The 13,600-nt window shown below is 43.8% G+C and carries 13 protein-coding genes; 8 read left to right on the top strand and 5 right to left on the bottom strand.

Annotated elements, in window-relative coordinates:
- The first annotated feature begins 138 nt into the window (after nucleotides 1-138).
- Nucleotides 139-2,016 (top strand): methyl-accepting chemotaxis protein, encoded by a 1,878-nt coding sequence (locus V1U08_RS00165; protein ID WP_330469585.1) that lies wholly within the window; start codon nucleotides 139-141, stop codon nucleotides 2,014-2,016.
- 169 nt (nucleotides 2,017-2,185) lie between these two features.
- Here V1U08_RS00165 and V1U08_RS00160 read toward each other — a convergent pair whose 3' ends face one another.
- Nucleotides 2,186-3,097, bottom strand: a complete 912-nt coding sequence (locus tag V1U08_RS00160; protein ID WP_330469584.1) for an EamA family transporter — start codon at nucleotides 3,095-3,097, stop codon at nucleotides 2,186-2,188.
- A 226-nt stretch (nucleotides 3,098-3,323) separates the two neighbouring features.
- A complete protein-coding gene (locus V1U08_RS00155) occupies nucleotides 3,324-4,526 on the bottom strand; it encodes an MFS transporter (protein WP_014233932.1) in 1,203 nt (400 codons plus the stop codon).
- A 166-nt stretch (nucleotides 4,527-4,692) separates the two neighbouring features.
- Between V1U08_RS00155 and V1U08_RS00150 the strand changes: the two genes are divergently transcribed.
- The 3 genes from V1U08_RS00150 (at nucleotide 4,693) to V1U08_RS00140 (ending at nucleotide 7,191) form a co-directional block, all read left to right on the top strand.
- Nucleotides 4,693-5,571, top strand: coding sequence for a LysR family transcriptional regulator (locus tag V1U08_RS00150; protein ID WP_020333754.1), 879 nt, complete (start codon nucleotides 4,693-4,695; stop codon nucleotides 5,569-5,571).
- 98 nt (nucleotides 5,572-5,669) lie between these two features.
- Nucleotides 5,670-6,428, top strand: a complete 759-nt coding sequence (locus V1U08_RS00145) for a metallophosphoesterase (protein WP_330469583.1) — start codon at nucleotides 5,670-5,672, stop codon at nucleotides 6,426-6,428.
- Between the two features lie 157 nt (nucleotides 6,429-6,585).
- The gene (locus tag V1U08_RS00140; protein ID WP_014233929.1) at nucleotides 6,586-7,191 is read left to right on the top strand and encodes an AAA family ATPase; all 606 of its coding nucleotides are present in this window, start codon (nucleotides 6,586-6,588) and stop codon (nucleotides 7,189-7,191) included.
- Nucleotides 7,192-7,205: 14 nt separating this feature from the next.
- Here the strand turns inward: V1U08_RS00140 and amrA are convergent, their stop codons facing one another.
- Together amrA and amrB are read right to left on the bottom strand one after the other, a co-directional pair.
- The gene (gene amrA, locus V1U08_RS00135) at nucleotides 7,206-7,784 is read right to left on the bottom strand and encodes an AmmeMemoRadiSam system protein A (protein WP_020333752.1); all 579 of its coding nucleotides are present in this window, start codon (nucleotides 7,782-7,784) and stop codon (nucleotides 7,206-7,208) included.
- Nucleotides 7,762-8,565: an AmmeMemoRadiSam system protein B gene (gene amrB, locus V1U08_RS00130; RefSeq protein ID WP_065303433.1), complete on the bottom strand. Its 804-nt coding sequence runs from the start codon at nucleotides 8,563-8,565 to the stop codon at nucleotides 7,762-7,764. The genes amrA and amrB overlap by 23 nt, the downstream gene beginning before the upstream one ends.
- Nucleotides 8,566-8,629: 64 nt before the next feature.
- Between amrB and amrS the strand changes: the two genes are divergently transcribed.
- From amrS to V1U08_RS00110, 4 genes are all read left to right on the top strand, one after another.
- Complete coding sequence (amrS, locus tag V1U08_RS00125) at nucleotides 8,630-9,718, top strand: AmmeMemoRadiSam system radical SAM enzyme (protein WP_330469582.1); 1,089 nt, start codon at nucleotides 8,630-8,632, stop codon at nucleotides 9,716-9,718.
- 125 nt (nucleotides 9,719-9,843) lie between these two features.
- A complete protein-coding gene (locus V1U08_RS00120; protein WP_065303431.1) occupies nucleotides 9,844-10,296 on the top strand; it encodes an Rrf2 family transcriptional regulator in 453 nt (150 codons plus the stop codon).
- Between the two features lie 90 nt (nucleotides 10,297-10,386).
- A complete protein-coding gene (locus V1U08_RS00115) occupies nucleotides 10,387-10,770 on the top strand; it encodes a DUF1360 domain-containing protein (RefSeq protein ID WP_330469581.1) in 384 nt (127 codons plus the stop codon).
- A gap of 380 nt (nucleotides 10,771-11,150) precedes the next feature.
- The gene (locus V1U08_RS00110) at nucleotides 11,151-11,333 is read left to right on the top strand and encodes a hypothetical protein (protein WP_014233923.1); all 183 of its coding nucleotides are present in this window, start codon (nucleotides 11,151-11,153) and stop codon (nucleotides 11,331-11,333) included.
- 77 nt (nucleotides 11,334-11,410) lie between these two features.
- Here V1U08_RS00110 and nadE read toward each other — a convergent pair whose 3' ends face one another.
- Nucleotides 11,411-13,501, bottom strand: coding sequence for an NAD(+) synthase (gene nadE / locus V1U08_RS00105; protein ID WP_330469580.1), 2,091 nt, complete (start codon nucleotides 13,499-13,501; stop codon nucleotides 11,411-11,413).
- Nucleotides 13,502-13,600: the final 99 nt, after the last annotated feature.

Below are 13,600 nucleotides of genomic sequence, written 5' to 3'. Positions count from 1 at the left end.
ACGACACAATATTAAAAGTTATTTTAGTACCCTTACTCTAATTTTATTTTAAATTAGTGATGACAAATTCATTAATTATGAGTTAAAAATATCCATATATAACCACAATAAAATCCATGTTAAAAGAGATAATTAAAAGTGAATAAATTTACATTTAAGGTTGCCGGGGCGTTAGGGTCTATCATCATCCTCATTATTTCATTGTTGATATTTTTAGATTTCAATGCTTTTCATGATGAAAGCATTGAGCAGTATAAGAATATTTTACGTTCAAAAAATGAGTCGATAGAAATTGCCATCTCTGAGAAAATTGAAAGCTATCGTAAAGTTCTATCCTCGTTCGACATCGGGCCAGAAGATACCCAAACGGTTCTCTCTGACCATGCACTCATTCAAACTCAGACTCTTGATAGGAACCTAAAAGACATCAGTGAAGGTGTGTACCTTTTCCGTCGAGATGGCGTTATCTATGATCCTCAAGGTAAGCCGTTTGACTTTAATGTGAAGCAATTAGATCGAAGCTACTGGAAAGCGATCTTTAATCAAAATGAGCAGTTTTATGTGTCTCCTCCATTTATTTCAGCTCGAACTGGGAAAGAAGTCATCGCTGTCGCATATAAGCTAAACAATGATACAGCCTCCCTAGCGACAATAAATGTAGAATCTGTGCTAATTAGTTTAACTGAACGTGATGATATGTTCCTTTATTCTCATGATGGAACGATATTGATTGCCCCATATAAAGAGCTACTCGGGAAAAATATTTATACCGTAAGACCTCTTTACAAAGAGTTTAATGAATTATCACCAGAACTTTCATATACAACGGAAATAAACGGTCAAGATGTAGAGTTTACCGCATTCTGGGGGAAAATTGACTCAACTAAGTGGGAGTATACTACTTTTATTAAAAACGAAATTATTGAAGCCTCAGCGCATGGCCAGTTAAAAAAATCGATGTTAATTGGCCTGTTCAGTCTTATCATATCGATTAGCCTTGTTCTGATTATTTTAAAACGATTGGTCCTTATCCCTGTGGGTGGTATTCCAAATGAAATCGCCAACTTTATGGAAACAATGGCAGCAGGCAACTTGACTCAAGAGCTAAAAACCACAGGGATAGAAACAGGTATCTATCTGTCTCTGGTGAACTTGTCGAATAAACTTTCCACACTTATCCGAAACTCTCATTCTATTTCTGAAAGTGTCGCGTCATCTTCTACTCAGTTGAGTAACATTATGAATACCACGCGTGCTAATTCTCAGCTCGAGCTGGAGCAAGCCGAGCAGATTTCAACCGCAATAAATGAGTTATCTTCGACTTCAAATGAGGTGAGTAATAAAGCAGTGATGGCCGAAGATGCCGCAAGAACAGCGCAAGATAGCGTGCAACGTGGTAAGAAAACTCTAGAGCAAAACATAATGCTTACTGGCGATATTAACGATTCAGTTAACGAAAGCGCGAAAATCATTGAAGAACTGCGTCAACATGCATTGGAAATTGGCTCAGTGATCGAAGTCATTAACGGTATTTCAGAACAAACCAACTTATTGGCGTTGAATGCCGCAATCGAAGCTGCCCGTGCTGGCGAACAGGGTCGAGGCTTCGCAGTAGTAGCCGATGAAGTCCGAAACCTTGCTTCAAAAACACAACAGTCAACTGTCAGCATTCAGGAAATCATTGAAAAACTTCAACAGCAATCTGAAAAAGCAACCTGCAACATGGCTAAGAACGTCGATTTAATAGAAGAGTCTGTCATTCTGGCCGATGGGGTGAAGTCTGCGTTTGAATCTATTTCTACTGCCGTTGAATCCATATCAGAGATTAATACGCTTGTGGCTACCGCCTCTCAACAGCAGTACTGCGTTACTGAAGAGATTTCGCAAAGTACAACTCACACCTACGACCTGGTGAAGAAAAATGTTGTTGCGGTTGAAGAGACGCTTCAAGCAGCACATGCGTTATCAACAATGGCATCCGATCAGAAAAACGAGCTTTCTTACTTTACCGTTTGAATATGAGATAAATCAAACTCTGTTTTAGACAACGTGGAGCATGAAACTTATCCAATGGGAGGCGCTTCTCCCATTGGGCTATTTAAGCATTATCTTACTCAACGCCAATGGATAAAACTTACTACGTCGCTTGTCGCCTATAAGACACCAAGCCGTGTCGTTAATTTACTTACTGAATGGTAGACACTGGCGCCACATTTCTTTTAAACCAACGTCGACCAAATACGTTAATCACTAACCCCACTGCAATGACAATTACACCCATCACCTGATACAAGCTCAGACTTTCATCTAATAGAATCCATGCGCTAAGCAAGCCAAATACCGGAACCAGCAAAGACAAAGGCGCAACCAAAGCGGTTGGATAACGACTCAGCAGGTAACTCCAGCCTCCATAGCCGACAATAGTCGCCAAAAGTGACAGGTAAACAATTGAAAACAGGTTGTGCCATTGCATGTTTAACAACGAGCTCTTGATAACGTCTGGTCCCTCTATCGAAACAGAGGCAATGGCAAAGGCGAAGGTGGGTACTAACGCGCTCCAGACGATCAGTGACATAGTCGGCACGCTGTAGTTTTGCATGATCACTTTATTGGTAATGTTGCCAAGCGCCCAACAAGTTGCAGCACCTAAAATGAGTATCAAGGTCACACCAGTAAGCGACGCAGCGCCATCATGTTGCGCTGCCGCAAGTAGGTAAACGCCACAACCCGCGGTCACAACTGCAATAACATTGTGACGCTGCACCTTTTCTTTGAGCAGTAATATTCCAAATCCTAGCGTGATAAATGCCTGTGCCTGTAAAAGAAGTGACGCTAACCCTGCCGCCAAACCAACATTCAGCGCCCAGAAAAGTAACGCAAACTGTCCAAAACTGATGGTTAAGCCATAGGCAACAAGCCATTTTAAAGGCACTTTAGGGCGAGGAATAAAAAGCAACGCAGGAAACGCGACTAAAGCAAAGCGCAATCCCGCCAGTAACAGAGGCGGCATCCCTTGTAGGCCGACTTTGATAACCACAAAATTGACACCCCACACCAATACGATGGTGAGAGCTAATAACCGATCACGTAATGACATTATGCTTCCTTTCAGGCGTCCACCGTGTCACGTAATACGGATAGTTGGCAAAAGCGGCTTACCGATTACCCCTCGGGGGATGAGTTGGATATAGAATCGAACTTCCAGACTGCCTGAAACATGGAATTAACACAAGAGTTGCATATGTTTTACTTCATCCAAAATGAAAAAGAGCCCGCGACAGGCTCCTTTAACGCTACACTAAACATATTCATACAAAGAGCATTTATGACATAGCATGAGAGTGATTGTCTTTGTATATTTTGATCCACTGGTAAATGATCACCAATAGGATACAAAGCGCGAGTGCGATACGTGTGGCTCCCAGAATACCCTGCCATCCCCAGGCTTGATAAAACGGCTCTAAGAAAAATACGCCTAAGCTCGCACCTGAGTAGTAAAACAAACTGTATAGCGCTTGGGCACTGCCTTTAGATTTAGTGGCTTTTCGACCAATCAAGGTACTGGCTTGCGCATGACAGAAAAAGAATCCGACCGATACCATCACCATGCCAATGACCATGGTATAGATATTTGACCAGCTCATTAAAAAGTTGGCCATCAACATAATGATTGCACCAAACGCCACGCCAGCAATCTGACTGTGTTTTTTCGCAAACTGACCAGCAAGCGAAGAGCTGGTTGTACCGCCAAGTAACGTTAAAAACATCAAACTACGAACATCGCTAGGCAGGTTGTATGGGTAGTCGCTTAACACCATCATCAAATAATTAGAAAGGTTAACAAACGTACCGAATGCCAAACCGATGAGTAGATACAACACCACCAGCTGAGGGTTTTTAAGGTGATAGCCATAGGCTTTGAGACATTTGCCCACGCGAAGAGGAGCTGGTTTAAAGTGACGCTGCTTAGGCAGTAAACAGTAAATGATGACATAAAGAACCACACTGATACCGGCGATCATATAGCCAGCGTATGCCCAGTTACCCAGTAGTTCCGTGCTGAGTCCACCCATTAAGCGACTGCAGATCCCGCCAAGTGTGTTAGAGGCTACGTAAAAACCGACCGCGCCTGCTAGCCAACTTTTTCTCAGTTCTTCGCCCATAAGCGGTACGGCCAATGCCGGACATACCGCCAAAAACATACCCTGAAGAAAACGTAAGCTTAAGAAAACGTCATAACTTTTTACCATAGGCAGAGCAAGCGAGACCAAAAGCCCGATCGCGGTCCCTACTAATAACACTTTGCACCGTCCGATAGCGTCAGACAAACTGGCGAAAATCAATAAGCCCAGCCCCATACCAAATAAAGGTGCTGACATCGCTAAGTTTGCAGCCAAAGAGCTAACCTGAAACTCTTTCTGAAGCACAGGCAGCAAAGGCTGCAACCAATAGATATTGGCAAAAGTGACGATGGAGAAGAGACAGACACAAATGACGACTCTGCTGTAATGGGCTGATTTTTTCACTGCAAACTACTTTTTCTTGTCAATTAATGAAACTGGTTACAGCGCTAGGGTATCGACCAATTGACAATAAAAAAAATATTTTGTATTTATCAGATCCATAAATAAAATTTATATGCATAGATAAATCGAAGCCGTCATTGTGCGATCTAGGTAAGGATGAGTGGATATGGAATTACGTCAGTTAAGGCACTTTGTTGCCGCCGCAGAGCAGAGCTCTATTTCCGCCGCAGCGAGGTTGATGAACTTAGCGCAACCAGCAATTAGCAGTAGTATCAAGAAGCTGGAGCAGGAACTGAAAACGCCGCTGTTTAATCGCAGAGATCGTGGTATTACTTTGACCGTCGCTGGCAATGAGTTTCTTTCGCACGCTATACAAATCTTAAAACAGGCTGATGATGCCAAACTGGCGATGCAGGCAATGGAAGGATTAGATCAGGGTTTGGTTGACGTTGCCGTACCCAGCATGCTCGGCTCTTACTACTTTCCGCCTCTTGTGATGGCATTCAGGCATCAATATCCGAATATTGATATGAATATCCTCGATACTGGCACACGTAATATTCGACGAATGTTACTTGAAGGAGAAGTGGAGCTTGGTGTCGTTGCGAGTAAAGATCTCACACCGGAATTAGAAAGCGGCCCACTTATCCGCGAAGAAATGGTCGTTTGTATGGCCGTCGATCACCCTTTAGCAGAGAAAGAGGTGATTGAATATTCTGATTTTCTTGCTCACGATTTAGTCCTGTTTCAAAAAGGCTACTATCACCACACCTTAATCGACCTAGTTTCTCAACAAGTTAACATGAAACCGAAAGTCGCGTTTAGCAGTAACTTACTGCCTTTAATCAAAGCAGTGATTCGCCAAGGTTACGCCATTTCACCTATGTGGAAAGTCGCAATAAGAGATGACGATGAGATCGTTACTCGTCCATTTGCCGAAACGTTCGAAATTGACCTAAGTTTGGCCTGGCGTAAAGATAGCTACCTTTCGCGTGCCAATCAGACGTTTCGCGACTTTCTTTTATCTGAAGTCAATAAGAATTAACGACGCTCTAAAGCGACGACTTAGTAAGTGCAAACTGCCCTTTTTTAGCCTGTGCTATTCTTGAGTAAGGTATCACTGATATAAGTAAGCTAGTGATCATGAGCAGTCCATCTGACTTACCATTACATACTCGCTTCTCCCGAAATACGTTGGGAAAAGATCTGTTTGTTGGCGATATTCATGGTAATTTCGAGCTGTTTATTCATGCGTTAAAGGCGCTTCACTTCGACAAATATCGAGACCGTGTATTCTCGGTTGGTGATTTAACCGATCGAGGTGATGACTCTTTACGATGTTTAAACCTCGCGAGAGAAAAGTGGTTCTTTCCCGTCCTGGGAAATCACGACAGCTTTATTTTGGAAAGATTCGATCAAGACCCATACAGAAAGTCCATGTGGATGATGAATGGTGGCGAATGGTGGTTGTCCTTAACGCAAGCCGAAAAAGAAGCCGCCAGAGAAACCGTTGCCTCGTGCTTTAGCCTGACGCTTAGTGTGGAAGTTAACCAGTGGCGCATCGGTGTACTTCATGCGGAATACCCATCTACTCTGTGGCCACCCGACGAAAAATCCGTAGATAAAGACTCGATTAAGACCATGCTTTGGGGGCGGGATGATATTTTAAGAAGTACAGGTAAGCACATTGATAATGTTGATTTTGTTGTGTCCGGCCATACCCCGTTAAACAGCCCCAAAATGAAGAAAAATAAGTTATTTATTGATACTGGCGCAGGTTACAGTGCGAACAACTTTATTCCTGACCCTCGTATTACTTTGTGTGAGTTCCATCAAGGATCCATCGAAATGCACTCGATCAATATGCATGATGAAAAACGACTTGCGTTCGAGGTTATTTAGGCAGCACGAATCATTCATGGATTTAGAAATATTTGTACGGCCTAGTTTGTAAGTGGCTTATAGAGCCAGCCATTTATTAAACCTAACATTACCTAACTTTGTATATTTTTTGACTATGCTTTAAATATCAACAAACTACTTGAAGTCAGAGGCTAGGATGAGAAAGCAGTTACAAGTCGTGGTAACCGGCGGCCCGGGCGGAGGGAAAACTACTGCATTGGATCTCTTTCGCAGAGAACTGAGGGATAAAATTGTGGTTGTTCCTGAGGCAGCCACACTACTTTTCTCTGGTGGTGTCGAACGTTCTGACAACGAACAAAGTACTAAAATGGTACAAAAGACCATTTTTCAACTGCAAAAAAATCTCGAAGACATCTATAAAATCCAGTATCCAGATAGATTATTAGTCTGTGACCGTGGTTCGCTTGATGGACTCGCCTACTGGCCCAATTCAGAAAGTGACTTCTTTAAGCAAATAAACTCTACTTTCGAGCAAGAACTTGAACGCTATGATGCCGTGATCTTTTTTGAGTCTGCTGCTGCATCTGGACAAGACATCAGCAGCAACAATCCAACCAGGAGTGAATCTCTGGAACAAGCAGCAAAATTAGACAAAAAGCTGCAACGAATCTGGTCCAAGCACCCCCACTTTTACTTTGTTGGCAGCTCGGAATCATTTGTTAGAAAAATCATGTTTGGAATCATGACTTTAGAAAATGTGATAAACCGCTACCCTACCCATGCTCTGCAAAGTCAGAAATAGAACCAGCGGCGAAACTATATTTCAGAGATCACGGTGGTTGTAAAATGATGGATAACAATGTCTTCGTCCCAATAAGTTTCTGGCCACCCTCCTTTGCGCTTTAACGCACGAACAAACTGTTCAGGGGTCGGCAAAACTTCCCACACAGAAGGAAGAAACACAGCTCGGTGCCATTCATCTTCTAATAACAGCCCATCAATACCGGGACGCAATGTTGCCAGTAAGGTTGCTTCACCATGATTTGTTAGAGGCTTTAAGTTTGATAAGACGGATATATCGACATTCAATCCAGATCGGTCACTCAGTGTAAGAGGTAGGAACCGAGAATCCTGAAAACCGCTGGCATACGCATTTTTACAGACATTAAGCCACAGAGGTTCATTCGCTTCTAATGAACCAATGCAGCCGCGTAACTTGCCGTGATGCTGTAACGTAACAAAACAGGCGGCTGGCTTGAGTAACTCTTTAAGATCTGGCTCTGGCGGTAGCTGTAAACCATTACCTCTTAGTGCTTCATCAAGAACCTGCCAAACCATTTGCAAAAGACGTGTTTTGGCCTCCTGAGTTAATTCAAAACAAGATGAAGCTAGCATAACCAACGACTCCTTCAGACGGCTCTGGAGCGCGATTTTCATGATGGGCCATCACATCTCCTGAATTGGTGTAATTAATACACTTAATCTCCCAGTGTTGTTCCTTGGCGAAGTCGAGCAAACCATTGATTGCATTACAACCACAGGCTCGTTCGGGGTGAATGTTGCTACCAAACGACAAAACACGCTGAATGGTATCGGCATCAATCTCATTGGCTTCGCTGTAAGGATGGTAATGACTGAGGTCGCTACTCACGACGATGAGAGTATTGGGTGTTTGAGTCACCGTTTCCAATATTCGCTTAACGTATCCGTGTAAATCGCGTCCCACGACTATTGGTAAAAGCGTGAAATCATTCAGACAATATTGTAGGAAAGGCAACTGCACTTCTAACGAATGTTCCCAATGATGCGCTTGATCTGATGTTGCGACCAGATCTTGTGACAGCAAATCCTCAACACCCTCACGATCTATCATCACCTCTCCCGTTGGGGTAAGAAATACATCACTGTCCGGGACGGCACAGCCATCTAATGCGACATGGTGGCTGGGTCCGAACAATACAACGCGAGAAAACGTATTTTTGCTATTGCTCAACAGGCGAAAAGCCTTAGCCGCTACTTCGCCGGAATAAAAGTAGCCTGCATGGGGCACAATAAGTGCCTTTGGCGCCTCAGTTAGTAGTGCTTGTTCGGCAAAATAACCGTCGAGCTGAGTTATGAGTTCATTTGCTGTTGCGGGATAAAATCTTCCGGCCACCGCGGCTTCCCGATATTTCATCGCATTCCTACTCGTATGGCATCAACTATACTTTTAGTGTAGGTCATTAGAGGGTGAATTCACTATGCAAACCTCTCCTCCCGATTATTTCCCAACTCGCTACTGGCATAAGCTAGAGGACGGTCGCGTATGTTGTGATGTATGCCCACGCAAATGCACACTGCGAGAAGGAAAACGCGGCGCTTGTTTCGTGCGTATGCACCGGCAGGGAGAAATCGTCCTGACCAGCTACGGACGTTCCTCAGGTTTTTGCATCGATCCCATTGAGAAAAAGCCGCTCAATCATTTCTATCCCGGCTCCAGTGTTCTGAGCTTTGGGACCGCTGGTTGTAACCTTAGTTGCCAGTTTTGTCAGAATTGGGACATCAGTAAGTCACGCGAGTTTGACACCTTATGTGACACCGCAATGCCAGAAGAGCTAGCGAAAACGGCATTGAAATACGGTTGTAAAAGCTTAGCGTTTACCTACAACGACCCAGTAGTATTTATGGAGTATGCCATCGATGCAGCTATCGCGGCTCGTGACCTTGGTTTGAAAAGCGTTGCGGTCAGCGCAGGTTATATCTGCGAAGAACCGAGAGAAGAGTTCTACCGTCATATGGATGCCGCAAATATCGATTTGAAAGGCTTTACAGAGCATTTCTATCACAAGATATGTCACGGTCACCTACAACCTGTTTTAGAAACCTTGCTGTACTTGAAAAAAGAAACCGACGTATGGTTTGAAATCACCACGTTACTCATTCCAGGTGAAAACGACAGTGATACTGAACTTAATGCCATGTGCCAGTGGATTTTTGAGAACCTGGGGGCAAACGTGCCACTTCATTTCAGCGCCTTCCATCCGGATTTCAAAATGCTAGACAAAGGCAGAACCCCGCTGAGCACCTTATTGCGAGCCCGGGATATCGCTCTCTCGCACGGATTACACTTTGTCTATTGTGGCAATGTTCACGATCCGGACTCCGATGCCACCTATTGCCCTTCTTGCGGTAAACCGATCATTGAGAGAGATTGGTACCAACTCGGAGAATACCATTTAGACGACACTGGCCACTGCAACCACTGTGGCCACAAAATCCCTGGGCGATTTGCAGGACCAAGAGAGAACTTTGGACCTCGACGCATTCCTGTCGCGATTCATCGGCGATGATTGATTTCCCCCAGACAACTAAGATAAGGGAAGCCATGCCACTTCACTTCACCAATTACACGTGCTGAACACTGACGATATTGTTATGATGTCGGCTCTTATTCAGTCGGATTTACAATAATTTTATGAATTTAGACAGCCGGTTATCACGCGTACTTCACATCTTGCTTCACTTGGCTCACGAAAATAAACCAATGAGCTCGCAGCACTTTGCTACTATGCTCGGAACCCAGTCTGCCGTCATTCGTAGAACCATGGCTGGTTTGAACAAAGCAGGTTATATAACGTCGACAAAAGGCAAGAACGGCGGCTGGTCTATCAGTTGTGACCTGGAAAAAGTGACACTTCTTGATATTTACCAAGCCATCGGTGAACCCAAAGTATTTTCTATTGGCTTTGATAACCAAAATCCTAACTGCCTTGTCGAGAAGTCGGTAAATACATCGTTAAACGAAGCGCTACAAGAAGCCGAAGCGCTGTTACTCAAACGCCTGTCACAAGTCACCCTCGCCTCTTTGAGTGACGAGTTTACCCGTCAATATACCGAGCACACAGAAGCAACACACCAAAACGAATAAAAGAATACCCAGCTTTGTTTTGTGGTTGATATTCGCACAAACTTTAATGTATCTTTTGATGATACAGTTTAAGTTAAGTAAGATCGTTTTATGTTTGAATTATTAAGTACGACGCAAGCAGAAAGCTTGTGGGTCTGTTTTGTGTTGGCCATTGCTGCATCCAGTATCTCTATCACCATCACGCAAACTGAACTTTTTGTTCCTGTGCAGAACCTTGCCAATAAGTGTGGGTATATGATTGGCTACCTGTTTAAGTGCTTCTATTGCATAAAGCATTGGGTCGTCATTCTTGGTGTCGCGCTCTATCAACCCAGAGTCATTGTGAGTGATTTCGCGTTGGTGGATTGGATTGTTTCCGCCTTTTTTACCATAACGATAAGTAGCTTAGTCAGTGGCGTGATGTTTAACGTTTTTATCAGAGCCATGAACAAAAAGCTAAAGCAAATAGAAGTTCAAGAAGCCTCTCAAAAATAGTTTAGCCACTTTCGAGACAGAGCAAATTCACAAACAACATCGTCGTCGCTCTGCGTTTGCAACTCGCCGTGTTTGGGCCGAACGTCTATGCCGCTTTGTTTAAGTTATTTCTACCAGCCGAAGTGGCAACAACCCGTTAATTTCCTTTTTGAGTAAGACAAATTGACTGCTTAATTAGGCACTAAAAAATAAATCACCTGTGAGTGGATTGGTTTTTAACTTGGTAATGTCTTTGTTATTCAAAATGATATTTCCATTTCTAGCGCATAAGAAACCTGTCAAACTCATTTGGTTAAACTTATGTTTCGTTTTTAACTAGTGTGCAACTTAAATAAACGGATTAGTTTAAGTAGCACGTCAATGACAACGGAGCGACGACGATGAAAGTACTTATTCAATACACGCAAGCAGGTAAATATCGAGATCAGGCATGGGAAACATTAACGCTTAAATCTAAAGGGCAAGTTCAGGCAGTTACCCCAGCATGTGCGGCGCAATTGATTGAACAAAAGAAAGCAAGCTTAGTCACATCTGACGATGATCAGATCATCTTCTTCACCTAATCATCCTCAACATCAATACTTTAAATATCAGGACAAAGAGAAAGCTAGGGAGCAGTTAGAGCGGATCTTGAATCACGCTAGCTGTCTTTCATCCAGCAATTATCCTCGATGAAGGCTAGCTCCTCTTGGTATCCAGAGCTTAGAAGCGGAAAACGTCTATAGGTTTTCGGATCCAGGCTATTGAGTTCGATATGAAAACCCGGGGCCTGACGGTCTCGTTTCCATTGATTGCGAAACAACAACTTGAAAAATTTGACGATATATGTGGCCATGGTTTGCTTGTCTGCGCGTTCAAATTCTTCCGTCATTGCATCAAAAATATCCCTTGGGGACATACCGGCTTCTAAGGTCAAAAAAACCATACGATCGAGCACATCATAAGGCATCAAATCCTCTTCATCGCTTTGTTCTTCGGGGCGCAACTCCGCTGTTGGACGTTGATTATTGATATAAGAAAGCACTTCTAGCTTCATGATGTGATTACCAGTGCAATAAAACCCTTTTTGCTCTAGCCATACCAGTAGCTTTAGAATTCGGCTTTTAGTGACACCGGAAATAGGTGCGAGGACTCCGGAAGAATCACCATCCATTGTGCAGTAACCTACCGCCCCTTCGGACATGTTGCTCGTTGTCAGCAGCAGTTTATTTTCCAGATTAGCGATGAACCAAATACTTGGAGAGCGCACACGTGCCTGAATATTTTGCAGCGCAATATCGTGATCATTCCAATTGAGCTCTAGATTGGTTGCTTTTGATATCATCGACTCGTAATTCTTCACCACCTCGGCAACATTGAGGTTTAGAAATTTCGCACCGAATGACTCCGCTACTTTTTGCGCAGCAGTACGAGTAATGGAACCACTGTTCGCGCTGGCCTGATACGCAGTTGCCAGCATGTTCGCCATTATTGCTGATGCCGTATCCCTAACGAACTGCTCTAGCTTGTTTGAGGACCCCGCCTGTTTGAATTTACTCCTTTGATCTTCGCTCAAAAATTGACTCAAATGGTCTGGTAGTGAACACTCATCACCTTTCTCTGTTTTGGTAACCAGCTCCCAAAGTTCCAGGATAACGGATGTATAAACAGCACTAGCAACCAAGGCAGAGTCTGCTCCGCCACTTAATGAAAGCGCGTAGCCACCAGTGTGAGTTTTTCTAAGCCAATCACGTAAACCTATTGCTATCGCACGCAAAGCTTCTTCATGTTCCAGATATTCACTGTCTTCCCAAGGCTGATTTAGCGGCGGTACATGCAACTTGGGAGAGTTAAGAGATTTACCGAGTGTGACTTTGACGACAGCCTCTGTATCAAAGTCATGTTCCTCATAATAGCGTTGACTACTATTGATTTGACCAATCCTGCTGCGGGATAAGTCGACATCGGCTGTCACAACCTCCACATCACTCATGTGAAAACGTTCGCCTTTGGCAACCAAACTGCCATCAACCGCAATCATCACGCCAGCATCATAAATTGCCCGGCCAGATTCACACCCTGATAGATTGGAATACACATAACAGGCCGAATATACACGGCTTGACTCTTCCACCAGCCGCTTACGAGTGAGCGATTTACCTATCGCAAAGTGACTAGCACTTGGGTTAGCAATAACTTCAACACCTTGGTTGAAGAAACGTTCTGAAGTGCGGTCGGCAACCCAGGCATCCTCGCAGATTTCAAAACCAACTTTGACACCGTTAACGCTGTAAACCAGATTGCCAACACGCACAGGTGGTGTCCCCTCTTTGAGTACCACCGTCGCGTTTTTATCTCGAGTCCATGGCGTAAACCAACGTTGCTCATAATGAAGACCATTCGCAGCTAAATTCCGCTTTAGAGAGATACCTTGAATGCCCTCATGCGTAACCAGCGCAACACCATTGTAAACCCGATTGTTAATCATCACGGGTAAGCCAACAGATACCGCCATGCTATTGGGAATCGACTGCGTTAGGTCAGAGACACTTTTCAGTGCGCGCTCGGAGACATGAGGACTATGGAAAAAGTCTTCACAGCCATAACCAGAAATGCACAACTCTGGCGTAATAAGCAGTTCGGCTCCGGCTTGATGTGCAATCTTGATTGCTTTTTGAATGTTATGCAGGTTTCCACTCCAATCCATTGGAGTCTGGTTTAATGAGCAAGAGCTAATACGCAGTTTCTTCACAATACTTCCTTTCCTCAACTTCTGGCCTTAAGCCAATACTCAGTAAGTATTAGTGATTGAAACGAAAATGAGCAAATGTAGCTTCCCGCAACAGCAATC

Source organism: Vibrio sp. YYF0003 (assembly GCF_036350715.1).
GTDB lineage: Bacteria > Pseudomonadota > Gammaproteobacteria > Enterobacterales > Vibrionaceae > Vibrio > Vibrio natriegens.
The sequence above is the reverse complement of the archived record's forward strand: the minus strand, read 5'-3'. Positions and strand labels throughout refer to the sequence as shown.